Here is a 20,359-nt window from a genome sequence, read left to right as displayed (position 1 = left end):
CAATATATATTATTAGTATAACAACAAATCTAATGTCTATACATTGTCCCTTTAAAACACACTTGTAATAATGGTATGTGTTATATATTACCCTGAATTAATATAAAATGAATACAACACCTCCATACATAGATTCAAAAACTTTTTGTGAAAAATTAACAGTTAGATAAAAATGCTATTGCATTATTTTGGATTGTTTAGTAATCTATTTTAATATATTATAACATAGAATATTTGAATGTTCTTTGTCCTTTTTTGTAATTCTTTGTTCATTTTTTGCGCAAAAATAAAAGCCATTTCATAAGAAACGGCTTTTATTTTAATTTATTACTATAATATTATACATATTAGCCCGCCACTACCATCATTTATTATGCGCTGCAGAGTCTCCTGAATCTTCATCTGCGCATCATCTGGCATACGCATAAGCTTATTTGAGAGCCCTTCCTTAACAAGCTCATGCAGAGACTTGCCAAATATATTTGAATCCCATATCTTAGATGGATCGGTTTCAAACTCCTCCAATATGTATCTTATAAGCTCCTCACTTTCCTTTTCAGTCCCCACAATAGGCGATACCTCTGTCTCTATATCAGCCCTTATAAAATGCAGCGACGGCGCACTCGCCTTCAATCTGACACCAAATCTATTACCCTGCTTTACTATCTCCGGCTCCTCTAATGCCAATTCATCCATTGAAGGTGGCACCATGCCATATCCCGTCTCTCTCACATCCCTAAGGGCATCCGCTACCCTATCATATTCCTTCTTTGCTGCAGATAATTCCTTCATAAGTCCAATGAGCTGATAATCGCCCTCTATGGTATATCCACACTCTTCACCTAGTACTTTGTAGAACATGCCAGACTTAGTATTTACCCCTATCTCCACTTCACCTGTACCTAAACTGATATTATCTATACTGGGCCTATCAATAAATTCCGACTCTTCAAATGCCAAACTAAGTCCTTCCACATCCCGTACCCTGTAAAGGTTATCCATGGATGCGGTTATAGAATCTAGGATATGCCCTATAAGCCAGTGATCCTCATCCAATGTCTGTACCCATTTGGGTATGTCAATCCTAATCTCTGTAAGTGGAAATTCAAATAATATATTGCTCAATATCTCGTTTATATCCTTTAGCTCAAGGTGTAAAACATCCAAAGCCAGTACAGGCACATCATATTTCTCTTCCAAGGCATCCCTCATGTTAACAGTATCCTGACTATTTGGCTGCCTGGAGTTAAGTATTATGACAAAAGGCTTATTAAGTTCCTTTAATTCCCGTACCACTCTCTCTTCAGCCTCTACATAGTTTGAACGGGGTATATCCGTTATGCTGCCATCGGTGGTAACTACCAATCCTATGGTAGAATGCTCTGCAATAACCTTGCGGGTACCTAGTTCTGCTGCCTCTTCAAATGGAATATCATAATCATACCATGGGGTGCGTACCATCCTTGGATGATCATCTTCCATATGGCCCATTGCTCCCTTTACCATATAACCTACACAGTCTACTAGCCTTATCTTAAGACTGGCATTTTCCTTTAGGCTGATCTCCACCGCCTCGTTTGGTACGAATTTTGGCTGCGTAGTCATTATGGTCCGTCCAGATCCGCTCTGTGGCATCTCATCCTTTGCCCGCTCCCTCTTGAAATCATTATCTATATTGGGCAATACCAGAAGTTCCATAAAACTCTTTATAAGGGTCGACTTTCCCGTCCTTACAGGTCCTACTACGCCAATGTATATATCGCCGTCGGTACGCTCAGCAATATCCCTGTATAAATCAAATTTCTCCATAGCCTTCCTTTCCTCCCCTACATATACAAATGGCAAATACAATACGCTGTTTAGCAATATATATATATTTAAAAAAGAGAAGGATTATGACAAGTTATGGCTAAAAAATTTTAATTTTATTTTCTTTACCCGAAATCAACCTGGATATATTGGATTTATGTCTATAAAGTGCCATAGCAGCTATAATCACTCCATAAACTATATATGCCCTTGAATACCCTCTTATCCATATACATATGGGAAGCAAAATAGTAGTAATTATAGAAGCTAGGGATACATATTTGGTAGTAAGTATTATTACTACACCAATGGCAAACATTATAAGTGCTATATCTGGGGCGAGGATAAACAGTGTACCTAAAGAAGCTGCTATACCCTTCCCCCCCTTAAAGCCCAATACTATAGGCCAGTTATGACCTGAAACGGCAGATACGGCACTTATAATCCCACCGTATTCTCCACCTATCCATCTGCCTATAAATACTGATACTACTCCTTTCAACACATCACATAAAAATACCAATAATCCCATCTTAGAACCTAATACCCTGAATGTATTAGTAGCACCTGCATTGCCGCTACCATGCTCCCTTATATCTATATTTTTTGTACCCCTCCCCAACAAATATGAAGGGGATATATTCCCTATAAGATACCCAATGACTGCACAAAGTATATATCTGGTCATCTTGCCCCTACCTCCATTTCCTTACTTGGTACGCTCCCGCACTATAATACGAATGGGTGTACCTTCCAAATCAAATGTCCTGCGAAAATAATTTTCCAGGTATCTTTCATATGAAAAATGCATAAGCCCCGGATCATTAACAAATAGTACAAACGTTGGTGGCTTTATTGATACCTGTGCCGCATAGTATATACTAAGGCGTCTCCCCTTATCGGAAGGTGGAGGTGTAATAGCAATGGCATCGGCTAAACAATCATTTAAAATTCCCGTAGGTACCCTGTATGTATAATGACTATTTACATCGTCTACCATTTTCATTATTCTATTTACCCTCTGCCCTGTCTTTGCAGATATAAATATATCTGGGGAATAATCCATAAAGTGAAGCTTTGTCTTGAGCTTTTTCCGATATTCATTAATGGTATTGGTCTCCTTATCCACAAGATCCCATTTATTCATCACTATTATGGATGCTTTTCCTTCCTCTTGCACCAGACCTGCTATCTTGGTATCCTGTTCCGTTACCTCCTCTGTCGAGTCTATCACAATAAGGGCAATATCACATCTTCTAATGGCAGATAATGCCCTTATAACGCTATACCTCTCTAAAGGGTGCTCTATTTTGCTTTTACGCCTTATACCGGCCGTATCTATTATTACATACTTCTTACCATCTATTTCAAATGGAGTATCTATTGCATCCCTAGTAGTACCGGGTATATCGCTAACTATTGCCCGCTCTTCCCCAAGTATCTGATTTACAAGGGATGATTTACCTGCATTTGGCTTTCCTACCACCGCTATTTTTATTACCTCATCATCCTCTTCATAGGACATATCCTCCGGAAAATGCCTTACTATCTCATCTAAAAGATCCCCTATGCCTATCTTATGTATTGCAGATATGGAATAGGGCTCTCCAACGCCCAAACCATAAAAATCATATAACACATGTTCTTCATGTGGTGCATCTATTTTGTTAACAGCTAGCACCACCGGCTTTTTAGTCCGTCTAAGAAGATTTGCCACCTCGTAATCTGCTGGCGTCACTCCATCCTTGCCATCCACCAAAAATAATATCACATCGGCAGTCTCTATGGCTATCTGGGCTTGATCACGCATCTCCCCCACCAGCTCATCGTCCTTTATTGTATCTATACCGCCCGTATCCACCAATGTAAACTTATAATTCAACCATTCTGCATCGGCATATATCCTGTCCCTGGTAACACCAGGCCTATCATCTACTATGGATATACGTTTACCTACTAATTGATTAAAAAATGTAGATTTTCCCACATTGGGACGACCTACAACGGCTACTATAGGTTTAGACATAAAAAAACCTCCTTCTATCCATGAATAATGGCGTGCAAAAAAGCCCCGCCGTCTATAGGTATAATACCAACTGGGATATCCAAAGCCCTTTCCACATCCTCTACTGTGGAATCATCTAGAAAGACCCGTTCCCCATATCTAAGCATAACCTCGGGTATAAAAAGCTTACTACCCAATTGTTTATCCTTAAGATAATCTATTATATCCCCTCCTACTACCAATCCGGCTACCGTTACGGTGTTGCCAAAAAACCTATTAGGTATGGCATAGACATGCACCTTTACCCCAAATCTTTCTCCTATTACATGAGCCAGAGAGTTTATAAAATTATAGGCGGAGACACCAGTTGCAATAGAAACCTCCCTATCTGACATATTTTCTTCATCCATAGACTCAATGGCCATTTGAAACTGTGCCCTGAATTTGGATATAAGACCCACCCCATTATCCAACTGTGGAAAATCCTCATAATATTCATATGGGGGAATAGGTCTATCAGCAAGAATAAAGAACTCATCGGCAGGAAATATAAAGGTTCTCCCGCCTTCCATTTTGCAGCGTTTCTGCCACTTATCTATCTGATCCAGCACACAATTGGCCTCTTCCTTACTAAATGGCCGCAAAGGTGCAAGACCTTCCCGATACTTAGTTAGGCCTACAGGCACTGCTGCTACCGACTGAACCAAATCCCGCCTCTCCCATAGATCATTTAAGGTCCTTTCTAACTCCTTGCCATCATTCCATCCTGGGCACAATACTATCTGACAATTTATCATTATTCCCGCTTTTTGAAATCTATCTAATATATTTAATACTTCTCCCGCCTTTTTGTTGTTCATCATGCGCCTTCTAAGCTCCGGATTTGTGGTATGAACAGACACATAAAGTGGACTTATCCTAAGGTTTGTTATCCGCTCTATATCCTCCTCCGATAGATTAGTAAGTGTAATATAATTTCCCATAAGGAATGACAATCTCCAATCATCATCCTTAAAGCACATGGTAGGGCGCACATGAGGCGGGAGCTGATCTATAAAACAGAATATACATTTATTATAGCAGCTTCTATGCCGATCCATTGTGGGGGGATCAAAGGATAGACCCAAATCATCATCAATATCCTTCTCAATGTCAAGTATCCACTGTGCTCCATTACCCTTTTGTATTAGTACTTCCAGCTTTTCCTGACTTATAAGACTCATATAGTCTAATATGTCTACTATCTTTTCACCATTTATAGATAGGAGATAATCTCCCTTTTCAACCCCCATCTCACTGGCAATACTCCCAGGTTCCACCTTTGATATATAGTGTCTTTTATTTTCTGTCTGCATAATTTTCCTTCAAAAACTCCTTAACTTTTAATACTAAATCTAATAACACAGGATATGTGAGCCTTATACCCCATATGGTCATAGGTCGTCCTATAGATACAAGCCCATACTTGCGTGAAGCTACACCCCCAAGGGAAGTTATGGGATGCAATTTCACCAATGCGTTTATAAATATTATATCTTTTGCATCTACATAGCTGGCATTCAGATAGCTCTTTATCGCCGGTATAACCACATCTTTGCCACCTGACATACCCATTACATATATATCATAGCCTAAATCATCTTGCCCCATATAAAGGGGCATGCCCACATCCTCCTTATCCATTTTATCATAAAAAGGCACCGCTTTAAACTCATTAAATCGGGGAATTCTATCATGGGGCAAAAAATTTAGGTGTATAGCAGCGCAGGTGATGGATGTATGGGCACCTCCAAAGCAGTGATAGACTATTTTCATATATCCATTTCCTCCAAATACTCTGTATGATAATGCACTATATCTTTTCCCTTTTTACATGCATCATAAAACCATCTACAAAATAATCTATGGGATAATAGATGAAGGCACCCATGTCGATCTAAAGATTGTACTATTTTAGGAATTTGATCATCAAGTGTTGTTACATCAATATAATAAAGGGCTTCACCTATGTGAAACATCTCGTTCACTCCGGTTTGTGCCCTTTTTATCACTCCACAATATTCCTTACAACCTAGGGCATATATCTCCCTCAGCCCTTTATCCATACCAATATATATCATATTTCCGAATCGTTCGGCATATTTTTGGCAAAATTCATGGTAACTTAAAATATCTATATTATCTACCACACCTCCCGCATGTATATACGCGGCTAAATATGCACCATATGTGCCAAAGTATCCGCAATATATGAGTTTCACCTGCTACCTCCCGTCAATGTTTCACTATAATGTATACGCCATTCTCCAGATCATGAACCATGCCACCGGTTATTTTACTGATTAATCGTGCAGTATGCTCACGTTCATCTTCATCAGTACAGAAAAATGTAGGCACTGAAGACTCCCCTACCTTTTCCTTATCAATCGTTACAATGGCCAATATGGAATTTACTAAACTAACCTCCATATCAATCTGCCGCCTTTCTTCCAAAATATGAATCCAATGGCTGTTTCCTTGATACTTCCACCACTGGTACCCGTTTTATTACCTCTAGCATACACTCCAAATCTGGTTCCATGGTAATAGCTATCATACAGATATAACCATTTTCTGAATTTCGTTTTGCCATAGGCATAAACTCCGGCTCATCATTTTCACGGCAAACCCCTAATATGGATACTACATCATGGAGTATGGCCTGCCTCTGTCCAATATTTGATAGGGTAACCCTGGCATTGTCATCCTTAGGTATGAGGGTAGCTGCCATTCCACGTTCAAGTAATCGTTCCCGGGACTTTTTTAAACCCACGTTTGTAATAACCACATCATCAACCATAAGGAGGGGCCCTTTGAAATGGATATGTCCAGGTCTTACCTCTGCTATATCTCCTATAAGCTCGTTCTTTATAAAGGAACGCATCACAAGCAATGTAACTATACCGGCTACTACACCAAAGCTGGTACGTCCCGTTATATATATTATAGCCGTAGTAGATATTGCCGTTATCATGGCTACATAATTGCGGGATTCAAACTTCTTTGATATATCCTCTATATAAGCATGCCCACGCTTTACCAGCTCATCATCCTCTATACGCTCCAGACTTTCTCGTTCTATCTCCCTTATATCCCTAAACTGCTGTATTGCTATGGCAAGGAATGTAATGGCAGTATACTCCCTATCCAAAATAGCAGGTATGACCACAGCACCTAATCCGGCAGCAATAGCACCAAGGGTAAGGTGTATAGTATACCCTTGAGGATAGCTTGGGTACTGACGATAATCTATCCTCAATAGATAGAACCGTGCTATAGTACCCATAATAGTTCCTACTAATATTATATGGCCTGTATTAGGCATAAATTTCCACCACCTACTTTCGTTTCCTGCCGGAGAACCCTTCACGCAATTCACGACCGCTTGAACTTAGAAATAGGTAAACAACAGCACCTACTATCACAAATATTATCACCCACATAACGCCACGGCCACCACCCTGTTTTTTCTGCTGACCTATGGGCTTTGCGGTATATCTCCTCTCCTGAGGCGTACCGGGATTGCTGGTTACAGTACCACCATACATGCTCTTTGCCACCACATCGGCAAGATATTTTGTAGAGCGTTTAGCAGCTTCCTTATCATTTTCATATGTCCCCACTTCAAAGAGCAATGAACGGGGAGATAATTCCTGATTATATGCACCCCGGCCTATATATATATCCTTTATAAAGCCTGGATATGCCTTATCTGCCACCGCCTTTATCTTATATGCCAGTTCCTGATTTGCCTGCTTGTTTTGATTTCTCCCGCCTAGCACGATCCTTACCTTGGTAACGTTTTCACCATTTATACTAAACTTATAGCCTTCTACCGGTACGGCATCCCGATGTATATCAAAAACAGCGGTTACTGGCATATGCTTTTTTATGAGCTGTACTGCGGTTTGGCGAGAGCGGCGGTATGCCCCTGCATCATGGGGATCATGGGGTGTTTTATCCAATACGGCATTTATGCCATGATTATCTAATGAAGATTTAAAGCTCTCTGCCACATCGAAAATACCTCCACTACCTTTTTTACTAGGGGTACCATCGCTAGGAACATAAGATTCATCACTGTGCGTACAGTAAAGGAGTATATTACCCTTATCTCCCTGTTGAGCGGCAGTATAAATGGCGCTGTCCACCTGTAGTTCAAGCTCTGGGAGCTTCACATCACCTAAATATTTTGCAGTCGCCTTTTTGCCCTTTTTATCAACTTTGTTTATAACGTAATGCTTGTTATCACCACTTATATACTCATCATCCTTAAATATCTGCCGGGCCATCATGGTAAGCTCCTTGCCTGCATCATCTAGTATGGTATAGTATCCGGCTTCCTCATCATACCAATCATCAGCCATTGCAACAGTATATAGACTAGCAAATACAACATTTAGCAGCATGAATATCATGAGTACAACACCAGTAAAAATCATATGTTTATTCTTCCTTTTCATGTTGCTCACCTGCCTTCTTGTTTTCTTCATCCTCCTGATTTAGTTCTTCTGAAAATTCCTGATGCATAAACTCCCCATGATTGAACGTCATATCCTTTTTCTTAGTACCACCTTGCATCTTCTCCCGTATTTCTCCTATAAATTCTGCAAGTATTACGGCTAAAAGTCCTGATATGACTACCGCATCCATTGCTCCTCCTGCACCTAGCCTTACAGGTGTAGGTATATTTAAAACTGCATTCTCTATGCCCTGTGCTATATCAGCTAATATAACACCCATAACACCGGCAATAAACGACGCCCGTCTAGACCTGCCAAATAGATAACCTATAATACCTGCTAATATACCATATATATAGTTTGGATCAAATACCATGGTTTCAGGTTCACTAGGCAGTATTTTACCCATCACATATACAGCAGCACCTGATATGATAGATGCCCATATGGAACGCATCTTTTCCTCCCGGGTTCCTGCCTTTACATATAGATATACAACCAATATAATAGGTACTATTGCACCTCCTATATTTATAGAAAATCTCTTTGTTATGGGGATATCAGGCAACAAGGTGCCTATAAATATTGCAGCTAAAAACAATAATGCTGTCTTGTCGCTCAACCTCATCCTGTCAAGTACTCTATGCCCTACGCCAAATAAGACCAGTATGCTAACAATTACCAGCACTGTCAAACCAAAAGGCATATCATCACCTCTTATTAAAAGTTTTTGTTATTTTATCATTCCCACCATTAAGGGGATGTATGCCTTTTTATACTCATTTTAATTCTTTTTTTTCACCGGTTACTATATATACTATCCATTCGCATATATTAGTAGCGTGATCTGCAATACGTTCTAAATATTTTGCCACTAATAAAAAATTACCTGCTTGATATATATTTTCTTCATCAATTCTTGCATATCCATTGAGTTCTTTGAGTAGTTTTTCATACATTTCATCAATCATATCATCCCTAGCACAAACTTTATGGGCAAGCTCAATATCTCTGTTTACATATGCATCCAATGAATCATTTACCATCTCAATTGCATTATCTCCCATCCTGGGTATATCTATTACCGGTTTCATATAACATTCATTTGCCAGTCTTATGGCTATCTTGCCTATATCGACTCCATGATCTGCCATGCGCTCTATATCAGTAACTACCTTAAGTGAAGTTAGAATTATTCTTAAGTCCTTTGCCACCGGCTGTTCCGTAGCAATCAATCTTACACATCTGTCCTCTATCTCAAACGCAAAATCGTCAATCTCATCATCTCCATCTATTACCCTTTTAGCCAGTTCCACGTCCTGGTTTACCAAGGCAACTATGGAGTTCCTCGTTAATTTCTCCATCATATGACCCATATCAAGTACATATTTTTGGAGATTTTCTAGCTGCTTCGAGTATTCATATCGTGCACTCAAAAAAATCACCCCTTATCAATTATCCAAACCTGCCGGTTATATAGTCTTCAGTCCTCTTGTCCCTTGGATTATAGAATATATCATTTGTAGGACCCATCTCCACCACCATGCCGTTTAGAAAAAACGCAGTAAAATCAGAGATACGGGCTGCCTGTTGCATATTATGGGTAACTATTACTATAGTATAGTTTTGCTTTAGTTCACCTATTAAATCTTCTATTCTGGCAGTCGATATGGGATCTAGTGCAGACGTAGGTTCGTCCATGAGAATTACATCTGGCTCTATTGCTAATACCCTAGCTATACATAGCCTCTGCTGCTGTCCGCCAGATAATGATAAGGCATTTTTATTAAGTCTATCACTTACTTCATCCCATAGAGCAGCTTTTTTAAGGCTGTACTCTACTATCCCATCTAATTTTTTCTTATCCTTTATTCCGTGTACCTTAGGCCCATATGCCACATTGTTATATATGGACATGGGAAATGTATTTGGCGATTGAAATACCATTCCGATTTCTTTCCTAAGGCTTATTACATCATAATCCCTATATATATCAATGCCATTATATAAGATATGCCCCTCTACCCTTGCATCTGGTATCAGATCATTCATGCGATTTATGGTTTTTAAAAAAGTAGACTTGCCACATCCAGATGGTCCTATAAATGCAGTTACATTATTCTCCACTATCTCCATGTTTATATCATCCAGCGCTTTAAATTTCCCATAGAAAAATGTAAGATCCTTTATGTCTAATTTTACTCTATCATTCATGTCGTATTCCCCCATTTCTAATCAGCATATTTGTAACAAAATTTATAACAAGTATGAATATAATAAGCACATTTGCAGTTGCAAATGCCCTGTCAAATGATATGCCCTCCTTAGCTAGCAAATAGAGATGTATGGACAATACCCTAGAAGAGGATGATAAACTATCTGCTAACCTATAATCTGTACCCGTAGTAAATAATAATGCTGCCGTTTCCCCTATAATGCGCCCTACTGCTAATATGATCCCCGCTAGAATACCAGATGAAGCGCTAGGCACCACTACCCGCTTTATGGTATCCCATTTGGTAGCACCAAGTGCTATACTACCTTCCCTATATGATACAGGCACTGCACTTATTGCCTCCATGGATGTCCTTATTATTGTAGGCAATATCATAATGGTGAGGGTAAGGCTCCCTGACAAAAGCCCTATACCCAGTCTTAAATAGGTAGTAAAAAATATAAATCCAAATAAGCCAAATATTATAGACGGTATCCCCGCTAAAATATCTATGCTAAATTTAATTATTGAGACTATCCTGCCTACTCCCGCATATTCTGTCAGATATATAGCAGCTCCTATTCCAATAGGTACTGAAAAGAAAAGGGTAAGAAAAACCATAAACAATGTATTTGCCATTATAGTAGATATGCCGCCACTACGCCCTGCATTTTTAGGCGCTTTAAATAAGAATCCCAATATGCCTTCTTCATCATTTAGTATAAAATTTACGCCATTTACTGCTACATACCCTATTATGGATATAAGTATCCCAATAGTAATGAGTGAGGCTATTAACACAATATATTTTCCCTTCATTCCTTTTTATTCACCTTCCTCTGCATGAGCTGTACAAATATGTTGAGTATCATTATAAATAAGAATAAAATAACACCTGTAGCAAAAAGGGCAGTCCTATGGATCCCCGATGCATATCCCATATCGGTTGCAATGTTCATGGTCAAGGTCCGTACCATCGAAGTAAGTCCCTCAGGCATTATAGGTGCATTGCCTCCCACCATAAGTACCGCTGTTGTTTCTCCTACAGCCCTGCCCATTGCAAGACCAACGGCAGCAAATATACCCGATCGGGCAGATGGTAATAACACCTTCATTATGGTTTGCCATTTTGAAGCACCTAGTGCCAAAGAAGCCTCCCTATACCCTTTGGGTACCGAACTAATAGCTACCTCTGATAAGCTTATGATAGTAGGTAGTATCATTATGGCCAATACAATAGATGCGGATAACACCCCATAGCCGGTACCTCCAAACCATTTCCTCATCTGTGGTGATATGACCATTACTCCAAAAAAACCATATATGACCGATGGTATGCCTGCTAAAAGCTGCACAGCACTACATAATATTCGATTCATCTTAGGGGTAGCCAGCTCTGATAAAAATATGGCAGTTAAAAGCCCCAGGGGAATAGCCAGTATTAAAGCCCCAAAGGTAACATACAAACTACCAATTATAAATGAGAGTATGCCATAACTTGGATTAGTCCGGGAACTTGGGAGCCAATTAGTGCTAAACAAAAAATCCCTTAATCCTACTTTTTTAAACAATGGAAGACCTGCACCAAATATAAATACTATGATCATCACTACCATGGCTACCGATAAAAAAGCACATATAAAAAGTACAACTTCCATATATTTCTGATAGCCTTTTCTCAAATTCTTCACTCCTTATCTAAGCCCTATGAAGCCATTTTCAGATATTATACCCTGGCCCTCCTCAGAAAGGAGAAAGTCTACAAATTGTTTTTCAACGCTCCCGCCTTGCAGCTCTCCCTTGGATACTACATTTAATTTGCGAGCTATAGGAAATCTATTATTAAGGACATTCTCATCAGTTGGTTCCACACCATCAATTTTTATAGCTATGGCACCCTTGGTAACTGCTTCGTTTATATATCCTAATCCACAGTATCCTATAGCCCCTGGAGTAGTACCTACCTTAACCACCATATCACCATTTGAATCTGTTACTACACCTTCAGCGATAAACTGAGTATCTTTATCCTTGCCAAATACCTTATCTAACACCAACTCCTTAAATGAAGATCTGGTGCCTGAGGCTTCATCCCTGTTTATTACTACTATGGGAACATCACTTCCGCCTATATCCTTCCAATTTCTTATCTCTCCAGAAAAAATCTCTGCTACCTGAGAGAGTGTAAGGTCTTCAATACCCGTCTCCCCATTTACTATCACAGCTATACCATCTAATGCTATGGCTTTTTCTACAAGGCCTTCGGCTTTTTCATCATCATTAAGCTCCCTTGATGCTCCAGCAAGGGTATATATGCCATCTGTTACCCCTTTTATACCTGCACTAGAACCCTGTGCATCATAGCTAAGCTTTACACCAACATGCTTTTGTTCAAATACCTCTATTGCAGATGTAATAATGGGCTCTAAGGTAGTGGAGCCACCAAATGAATATTCCCCTATCTCCTTACCCGATGAACAACCACTGATAGAGACGGTAACTAAAATTACAACAAACAAAAAGGTCACATATTTTTTCATATTTCATACCTCCATAAAATTAATTTTATTTGCAAGTCTAATATATAAGTTCAGTGTTAAGTACAAATAAAGCCTATGTTAAATGCACGTTAAATACATATGTGGGGTAACTAAACATGCCCATTTGAATACTATGTTAATAGTAAAATTGCCTTAAAGGAGTGATGTCATGTTAGAGACTCTGCTACTGGTCGCAGTACTATCCATCGATGCATTTGTTGCTAGTATTGCATATGGAACAAGTAAAATAAAAGTGCCTATAAAATCAATCGTCATTATAAATGTGGTATGCTCGGCTTTTCTAGGCTTATCCCTTTTTTTAGGATCTGTAATAAAGCATTTTATACCAGAAAACATTACCATTATAATAAGTTTTTTTATACTCCTATTCTTAGGTATATATTATCTATTTGAAAGCATAGTTAAGAGTAATTTGAGGAAAAAATCGAGGCCATCGAAAATGGTAAAATTCAGAGTATTCGATCTGCAATTTATAATTAACATATATGTGGATGAAACAAGGGCCGATGTGGATAATTCAAAATATCTAAGTTCAAAGGAAGCCTTTTATCTTGCAGTAGCCCTTTCTTTGGACTCGCTAGCTGTGGGATTTGGAAGTAGTCTAGTAGATATCAATTATATCCAAATTTTAATATTATCATTAGTATTCGGTATGATCGCTGTTTGGAGTGGATTATTGCTAGGCAGAACATTTGTAGAAAAATCTAGAATAGATCTGTCATGGCTATCTGGTGTCCTATTGATAATTCTAGCCATTTTAAAACTTCTATAGTAACCAAAATATAAAAATCCCCCGACTAATTGCTTTAAAACAACTAATCGGGGGAATCTATTATATTCTAGTTTTCAGCAGTTCCTTTTCTATTTAATATTGCATTCAATATAACTCCTACTAATGCTGCAAAACTCAAACCTGTAATTTTTATATCTTCATTTATTGGTATGCCTATTGTTATGCCGAATTTTTTTTCAACTATGCTACTTCCCAATCCCAATGCTAATATTGAAACCATTACTATTACATTCCTAGCATTAAACTTTACCTTGTTATTCTTTATGGTCTGCACACCTACAAGGGATATCATACTAAATAACATCAAGCTTATTCCACCCATTACCTCTTTGGGTATTGTAGTTAAAAACGCCCCTATTTTTGATATAAACCCTAAAGCTACTGCAAAAACTGCAGCTAACCTTAATATGGATGGATCATAATTCTTGGTTATAGCAAGTACACCGGTATTTTCCCCATAGGTAGTATTTGCTGGACCTCCAACAATGCCTGCAAATATAGTAGCCAACCCATCACCTAATAAAGTTCTATTAAGACCAGGATCTTCTATGAAATTTTTGCCCACTACCTGCCCGTTTGTAGTTATATCTCCTATATGTTCCATAAATACCGCCAGTACTACGGGAGCTATTATTGCAATGGCACCAATATCAAACTTTGGCAAGCGAAAATTTGGTATTGAAAAGAATGCCGCCTGAGATACAGCACTTGTATCTACAGCGCCTGCAAAGTATGAGATTATATATCCTACAACCACTGCTATCAATATGGAAAGTTGCTTTATAAAACCCTTTACAAACATATTTATAGATAGTGCAACAAGAAGGGTTATACCTGCTATTAGGAAGTTATTTGAAGCCATATCTATGGCACTAGGTATAAGGTTTAAGCCTATAACCACTATCATGGGACCTACCACTTGAGGCGGGAGATATTTTTGTATCCTTTCCACACCTATCTTTTTAATGAATAGGGATACTATTACATATATAAGACCTGCTATTATCATGCCTCCTTGGGCATATGCTAAATCACCATTATATAATTCCTTTACAGTTAGGATAACTGGAATAAATGCAAAGGATGAACCTAAAAATACTGGTACCTTACCCTCTGTACATAGATGAAATATGAGGGTACCTACACCTGCTGAGAATAGAGCAACTGAAGGATCAAGTCCTGTAAGCATTGGCACAAGTACCGTTGCTCCGAACATGGCAATTAGGTGCTGAAGGGCTAATATCACCTTTTTTGAACCGTTTTTCACCTTTGTGCCAGTACTTGCTTTAGCTGCACTAGCTGTACATACATTTTCCACCATAAAAAAACCTCCTCTTTTTCAGTCTCACTGTACTGATTTAAAAGGTAACATCTTAGATTGCAATAAAAACCCATAAAAAAACTTCTTGCGACCAGCAAGAAGTCATAATTTCACCCTTAGATAAAAGATAAAGCTATTATCACAATCTTGCCAGTCTCTCGGGACTGCCTTAAAGATCAAGTTTACCTTTATTAACTTTTCATCATTATATCATGGTATTTTTCATTTTACAATACCCATTCGCCAAATTTTTTAATCAACCTTAGATGGTATTTTATGGTATCTAGGAATATGTATATAAAAACTCGTCCCTTCTCCTACTTTACTATCCACCTCTATATTACCTTCCATGGATTTTACTATATGCTTTACTATAGCAAGACCCAAACCAGTGCCGCCCATCTTTCTAGATCGACCTTTGTCTACCCTATAAAACCTTTCAAATATCCTAGACATCTGATCTTCGGAGATACCTATACCATTATCCTTTACATATATACCTACCTGATCATATAAACTCTCTACTTCTACGTCCACTCTCCCGCCTTCCCTAGTATATTTTATGGCATTATCTATAAGGTTTATCATCATCTGCCTTAGATCATCCCCATTACCCTCCATCCATATAACAGGATTGGAGTATTTAAATTTGAGCTGTATCCTTTTTTGCTCTGCCTGATTTTGCATGATAGTTACCACTTGTTCAATAAGATTTACTATATCTAAAGTTGTAACAATTACTACCCTGTCCTTGCATTCCAATTCTGATAAGCTTAAAATATCGTTTATGAGCCTTGTGAGCCTATCGGCCTCCATATCTATAATATGTAAAAATTTTTCTCTCGTATTCCTATCCTCTATATCTATATGCTGTAACGTCTCTACAAAACCCTTTATGGAGGTTACAGGCGTCTTCAGCTCATGGGATACATTTGCTATAAATTCAGTACGCATCTGCTCAAGCTGTTTAATATCAGTTATATCTTGGATAAGCAATACAACCCCTACATGCATGCTATTATGATTTATATTGGTGGCCGTCACCCTGTATATGCTATTTTTTGAATTACCCGACAAAACCTCTATCGTACCTTCTATACCATGATATATGCAACCATTGATAAGATTATTAATATCCTCATTTTTAACTACTTCACATATATTTTTTCCCTCAATATCATAATCCAGTTGAAACATGGCATACGCAGTTGGGTTTATAAGCATTATCTTCCTATCCTGATCTAGCGCTATTATGCCATTTATCATGCTAGATAGCACTGCATCCATCTTTATATTCTTATCATTAAGCTCACCCATTCTCTTATCAAGCTCATCAGCCATAATGTTAAATGCTGAAGCCAAAGTCTCTATCTCATTGCCAGTGTGTATATTTATTCTCCGTTCAAAATTACCCCTGGCCATATCTTGGGCAAAATAGGTAATATCGGTTATAGGTTTAGTTACCCGTATAGAAAAAATATTGGCTTGCACAATGGCTATTACAGAAGCTATTAAAAGAGCTAGTAAAATTCCTCTACTTTCATTTACTATGCTAGTCTTTATATGTTCTATCTCCATGGACACCCGTATGGCGCCTTTGCCATCCATTGGGATGGCTACATACATCATCTCAGTATCAAATGTACTGCTATATCTTATCTCCCTGCCTTGTTTTCCTTGGAGTGCCGCCCTTATCTCTGGGCGTCCACTGTGATTTTCAAGTTTTTTTATATCGGCATCAGAATCTGCAAGTACTAAACCATTATTATCCACTATTGTTACACGAACATTGAGCTTTTTACCAAATTCTTTAGTTAATACATCAAGCTTATCCATGTTTAAGTTACTCGCTATATAATCCCTTATTATTGTGGCATTGTCCAAAAGCCTGTCCTCTATAGTATCCAAATAATTATCCCTTGTAATCCTTAGAGAGGAAAAACCTACTATGGATATGCATATAATTATAAGCACTATATATGTAATAAATATATTTTTACGCATCATGTTTCACCTTTTAGACTGAATTTATATCCAACTCCCCTTATTGTTTCTATACAGTCAAGATCCTCACCCAGTTTTTTTCTAAGATATCTTATATGCACATCTACAGTACGGGTATCGCCATAATATCCATAGCCCCAGATATTATCTAAAAGTGTATCTCTAGTTAATACCCTGCCCATATTTTCTATCAACATCCTTAAGAGTTGAAATTCTTTCAGCGTCAGCTCCAACTTTTTACCATTTTTGAACACTTCATAGCTAGATATATCCATCACAATAGGACCTACTTCGATAATAGTATTATTTGGATGATCAAGAAGATCCATACGCCTTAGATGAGCCCTTACCCTAGCTATAAGTTCGCGTATACCAAAGGGTTTAGTGACATAATCATCTGCCCCCAGTTCCAGTCCAATAACTTTATCAAGTTCCGTTCCCTTTGCAGTAAGCATAATAATAGGTATAAATCTCGTATCATCCCTTGCTTTCAAGATACGACATACCTCTAACCCATCCATACCAGGCAGCATTATATCCAATATTATGATGTCAGGGGGATTTTTACTGCATAATCTAATACCCTCTTCCCCCGTAGTCGCAGTTAACACATTAAAACCTTCAGTTTCAAAATTAAATCGTAAGAGCTCTAATATATGCTCCTCATCATCTACTACCAAAATTGTCTGTTTTTTATTCATCCTACAGAGCCCCTTAATCTCCAAAATATCACAGCAGCATAATAACAGCTGCCATCCGACTTTTAGTACCATTCTCTCCCCTATAGGAAAAGAATATATCCTGATTACATTTTGTACAATATTTTGCAGTATATATATTATCTTCTGGTACTCCCGCCTCCTTAAGTGCCAGCAAATTAGATAGCTTAAGGTCTATATGATACTTACCATTGTCCTTTTTATCTATCACCTCTGCAGCAAATGAAAAAGCATTATGAAAGGCCTCAGCTACTGGATAGTCTACCTCAAAACAACATCTGCCTATGGATGGACCTATAGCTACCATGCAGTCTTCAGGTCGTGTCCCATATGCTCCTTTCATGGCACATAGTGTATTTTTAGCTATATTTCCTACTGTTCCCTTCCATCCCGAATGACTCAATGCTATAGCATTATTCCTCCTGTCTAGAAAAAACAGTGGAACGCAGTCTGCATAAAATGTAGTCAATGCCACCTTAGGTTTATTGGTCATAATGCCATCGGCAAATCTAGTATCTTCGCTATCCCATTTTACTACCCTATTACCATGTATCTGGGCACAAAATCCTATGTCTTCTGGATATATTCCCATGCCATTACAGAAAGTAAGGGTAGAGCTTGAATCCCCTTTGTCAACAGACCCTACCCTTGTACTAAACCCAGTCCTTACAATTCCCGTATTATCAAATGATGGTATATACATACCCCACATATTTTCAGTTTTCTTTAATCTAAACTCATTCTTCATTTAAAAGTTTTTCAAGCTCCTTCATGAATGTATTTATATCCTTAAATTGACGATATACAGAGGCAAATCTCACATATGCCACTTCATCAAGTTCCTTTAGCCGCTCCATAACCATCTGCCCTATAGTCTCACTCGTTATCTCCTGCTCTAAAGAATTATATAGTGTCTTTTCCACATCGCCTACCAGACCTTCAAGATCCTTTATTGCCACAGGCCTCTTTTCACATGCCTTTAAAAGCCCAGCCATTATCTTGTTGCTGTCAAATACCTCACGCCTCCCGTCCTTCTTTATGATGAAGAGGGGAAGGTGCTCTATCTTTTCATATGTGGTAAACCTCTTACTGCAGTTTATACACTCCCGCCTTCGCCTAATAGTAGATCCCTCGTCCGTTGGTCGGGAGTCTACCACCTTGCTCTCTAAATATCCACAAAAAGGGCATTTCATAATCTTGCCACTCCTGAATCCCTAGCAGCCTTTGCTACAGCCTCTGCTACCTTTTGACTTATCCTCTTGTCTATGGCATTTGGAAGTATATACTCCTCATTTAATTCATCATCCTTTACTATACCGGCGATGGCTTTGGCAGCTGCAATCTTCATTTCATCATTTATCTCTTTTGCCCTTACATCTAAGGCACCCCTAAACATACCTGGGAAGACTAAAACATTATTTATCTGATTTGGGAAATCGGATCGTCCCGTACCAATCACCCGGGCACCTCCTGCTTTTGCCTCATCAGGGTATATCTCAGGCACTGGATTTGCCATTGCAAATATTATAGCATCCCTATTCATACTTCGCACCATATTTTGAGTTAGTACATTGGGGCCTGACACCCCTATAAATACATCGGCACCCTTTATTACATCGGATAAACTACCTTTTTTCATTTTTTTATTGGTGAGAGCAGCCATTTCAGATTGTGCCCAGTTTAGTCCTTCCTTGCCCTTGTATAAAGCACCGTCTATATCGCAAAGTACCACATCTTCCAGCCCCATACTCATAAGCAGTCTGGTACAAGCAATGCCAGCTGAACCTGCTCCATTTACCACCACAGAGATATCATGTATATCCTTTCCTACTATCTTTAATGCATTTAGCATGGCTGCTACTACAACTATGGCAGTACCATGCTGATCGTCATGAAATACCGGTATATCAAGTTCTTCCTTTAGACGTCTCTCCACTTCAAAACATCTTGGTGCCCCTATATCCTCAAGGTTTATACCACCAAAAGTAGGCGATATCATTTTAACAGTTTCCACTATATCATCCACGTCTTGACTAGCAAGACATATGGGAAAGGCATCTACTCCTCCAAAGGTCTTAAATAATACGGACTTGCCTTCCATAACAGGCAATCCGGCCTCTGGCCCTATATTACCTAAACCTAGAACTGCACTACCATCTGTAACTACAGCTACTAAATTCCATTTTCTTGTGTATTTATATACCTTGTCCATATCGCAACTGATTTCCTTGCATGGCTCAGCAACACCTGGAGTATAGGCAAGGGCTAAATCTTCCAGAGATTCTACCTTTACCGTACTCACTACCTCAATCTTGCCCCTGGCCTCTTGATGCAGTTTTAAAGCCCTCTCTTTTACATCCATTTTCACCGCTCCTTACATTAAAATCTATATACTCTTATTATAAACGTTTTGTGGTAGCTAGTCCACAT

Annotated in this window: 22 protein-coding genes; 1 reads left to right on the top strand and 21 read right to left on the bottom strand. The window is 38.6% G+C overall.

Annotation, left to right across the window (positions count from 1 at the left end; translation table 11 throughout):
* Positions 1–330: 330 nt before the first annotated feature.
* The 15 genes from spoIVA to EJN67_RS05005 all read right to left on the bottom strand — a co-directional run bounded on the left by spoIVA (position 331) and on the right by EJN67_RS05005 (position 13,071).
* A complete protein-coding gene (gene spoIVA / locus EJN67_RS05075) occupies positions 331–1,809 on the bottom strand; it encodes a stage IV sporulation protein A (protein WP_129723209.1) in 1,479 nt (492 codons plus the stop codon).
* 100 nt (positions 1,810–1,909) lie between these two features.
* Positions 1,910–2,497: a glycerol-3-phosphate 1-O-acyltransferase PlsY gene (gene plsY, locus EJN67_RS05070; RefSeq protein WP_129723207.1), complete on the bottom strand. Its 588-nt coding sequence runs from the start codon at positions 2,495–2,497 to the stop codon at positions 1,910–1,912.
* A 21-nt stretch (positions 2,498–2,518) separates the two neighbouring features.
* Complete coding sequence (gene der / locus EJN67_RS05065; RefSeq protein WP_129723205.1) at positions 2,519–3,835, bottom strand: ribosome biogenesis GTPase Der; 1,317 nt, start codon at positions 3,833–3,835, stop codon at positions 2,519–2,521.
* A gap of 14 nt (positions 3,836–3,849) precedes the next feature.
* Complete coding sequence (locus EJN67_RS05060) at positions 3,850–5,169, bottom strand: DUF512 domain-containing protein (RefSeq protein ID WP_129723203.1); 1,320 nt, start codon at positions 5,167–5,169, stop codon at positions 3,850–3,852.
* Complete coding sequence (locus EJN67_RS05055; RefSeq protein WP_129723201.1) at positions 5,153–5,629, bottom strand: DUF3189 family protein; 477 nt, start codon at positions 5,627–5,629, stop codon at positions 5,153–5,155. The genes EJN67_RS05060 and EJN67_RS05055 overlap by 17 nt, the downstream gene beginning before the upstream one ends.
* Positions 5,626–6,075, bottom strand: coding sequence for a DUF3189 family protein (locus EJN67_RS05050; RefSeq protein ID WP_129723199.1), 450 nt, complete (start codon positions 6,073–6,075; stop codon positions 5,626–5,628). The genes EJN67_RS05055 and EJN67_RS05050 overlap by 4 nt, the downstream gene beginning before the upstream one ends.
* Positions 6,076–6,088: 13 nt before the next feature.
* Positions 6,089–6,283 (bottom strand): capping complex subunit for YIEGIA, encoded by a 195-nt coding sequence (locus tag EJN67_RS05045; protein WP_129723197.1) that lies wholly within the window; start codon positions 6,281–6,283, stop codon positions 6,089–6,091.
* Between the two features lies 1 nt (position 6,284).
* A complete protein-coding gene (locus EJN67_RS05040) occupies positions 6,285–7,178 on the bottom strand; it encodes a YIEGIA family protein (protein ID WP_129723195.1) in 894 nt (297 codons plus the stop codon).
* A 13-nt stretch (positions 7,179–7,191) separates the two neighbouring features.
* The gene (gene spoIIP, locus EJN67_RS05035; RefSeq protein ID WP_129723193.1) at positions 7,192–8,346 is read right to left on the bottom strand and encodes a stage II sporulation protein P; all 1,155 of its coding nucleotides are present in this window, start codon (positions 8,344–8,346) and stop codon (positions 7,192–7,194) included.
* Entirely contained in the window at positions 8,300–9,022 is a 723-nt protein-coding gene (locus tag EJN67_RS05030) for a DUF1614 domain-containing protein (RefSeq protein ID WP_129723191.1), read from the bottom strand. The genes spoIIP and EJN67_RS05030 overlap by 47 nt, the downstream gene beginning before the upstream one ends.
* A 73-nt stretch (positions 9,023–9,095) precedes the next feature.
* Positions 9,096–9,752: a phosphate signaling complex protein PhoU gene (gene phoU / locus EJN67_RS05025; protein WP_279387714.1), complete on the bottom strand. Its 657-nt coding sequence runs from the start codon at positions 9,750–9,752 to the stop codon at positions 9,096–9,098.
* A 19-nt stretch (positions 9,753–9,771) separates the two neighbouring features.
* Entirely contained in the window at positions 9,772–10,530 is a 759-nt protein-coding gene (pstB, locus tag EJN67_RS05020) for a phosphate ABC transporter ATP-binding protein PstB (RefSeq protein WP_129723189.1), read from the bottom strand.
* Positions 10,523–11,350, bottom strand: a complete 828-nt coding sequence (gene pstA, locus EJN67_RS05015; protein ID WP_129723187.1) for a phosphate ABC transporter permease PstA — start codon at positions 11,348–11,350, stop codon at positions 10,523–10,525. Before pstA ends, pstB begins: the two co-directional genes overlap by 8 nt.
* Positions 11,347–12,189 carry a phosphate ABC transporter permease subunit PstC gene (pstC, locus tag EJN67_RS05010; protein ID WP_129723282.1) on the bottom strand — a complete coding sequence of 281 codons (843 nt, stop codon included), beginning with the start codon at positions 12,187–12,189 and terminating at the stop codon, positions 11,347–11,349. Before pstC ends, pstA begins: the two co-directional genes overlap by 4 nt.
* 36 nt (positions 12,190–12,225) lie before the next feature.
* Positions 12,226–13,071 (bottom strand): phosphate ABC transporter substrate-binding protein, encoded by an 846-nt coding sequence (locus EJN67_RS05005; protein ID WP_129723185.1) that lies wholly within the window; start codon positions 13,069–13,071, stop codon positions 12,226–12,228.
* Between the two features lie 169 nt (positions 13,072–13,240).
* On the opposite strand from EJN67_RS05005, the gene ytaF reads away from it, so the two are divergent.
* Positions 13,241–13,864: a sporulation membrane protein YtaF gene (gene ytaF / locus EJN67_RS05000; protein ID WP_129723183.1), complete on the top strand. Its 624-nt coding sequence runs from the start codon at positions 13,241–13,243 to the stop codon at positions 13,862–13,864.
* Positions 13,865–13,931: 67 nt separating this feature from the next.
* Here ytaF and EJN67_RS04995 read toward each other — a convergent pair whose 3' ends face one another.
* The 6 genes from EJN67_RS04995 to EJN67_RS04970 all read right to left on the bottom strand — a co-directional run bounded on the left by EJN67_RS04995 (position 13,932) and on the right by EJN67_RS04970 (position 20,291).
* A complete protein-coding gene (locus EJN67_RS04995; protein ID WP_129723181.1) occupies positions 13,932–15,206 on the bottom strand; it encodes a uracil-xanthine permease family protein in 1,275 nt (424 codons plus the stop codon).
* Positions 15,207–15,458: 252 nt separating this feature from the next.
* The gene (gene pnpS / locus EJN67_RS04990) at positions 15,459–17,210 is read right to left on the bottom strand and encodes a two-component system histidine kinase PnpS (RefSeq protein ID WP_165000741.1); all 1,752 of its coding nucleotides are present in this window, start codon (positions 17,208–17,210) and stop codon (positions 15,459–15,461) included.
* The gene (locus EJN67_RS04985) at positions 17,210–17,911 is read right to left on the bottom strand and encodes a response regulator transcription factor (RefSeq protein ID WP_129723177.1); all 702 of its coding nucleotides are present in this window, start codon (positions 17,909–17,911) and stop codon (positions 17,210–17,212) included. The genes pnpS and EJN67_RS04985 overlap by 1 nt, the downstream gene beginning before the upstream one ends.
* Positions 17,912–17,939: 28 nt before the next feature.
* Positions 17,940–18,677: a peptidoglycan editing factor PgeF gene (pgeF, locus tag EJN67_RS04980; RefSeq protein ID WP_129723175.1), complete on the bottom strand. Its 738-nt coding sequence runs from the start codon at positions 18,675–18,677 to the stop codon at positions 17,940–17,942.
* Positions 18,667–19,122 carry a transcriptional regulator NrdR gene (nrdR, locus tag EJN67_RS04975; RefSeq protein ID WP_129723173.1) on the bottom strand — a complete coding sequence of 152 codons (456 nt, stop codon included), beginning with the start codon at positions 19,120–19,122 and terminating at the stop codon, positions 18,667–18,669. The genes pgeF and nrdR overlap by 11 nt, the downstream gene beginning before the upstream one ends.
* Positions 19,119–20,291 (bottom strand): NAD(P)-dependent malic enzyme, encoded by a 1,173-nt coding sequence (locus tag EJN67_RS04970; protein WP_129723171.1) that lies wholly within the window; start codon positions 20,289–20,291, stop codon positions 19,119–19,121. The genes nrdR and EJN67_RS04970 overlap by 4 nt, the downstream gene beginning before the upstream one ends.
* Between the last annotated feature and the right edge of the window lie 68 nt (positions 20,292–20,359).

Origin of the sequence: Xylanivirga thermophila (assembly GCF_004138105.1) — a bacterium.
Lineage (GTDB): Bacteria > Bacillota > Clostridia > Caldicoprobacterales > Xylanivirgaceae > Xylanivirga > Xylanivirga thermophila.
Note: the sequence above shows the minus strand (reverse complement) of the source record. Positions and strands in the feature narration are given on the sequence as shown.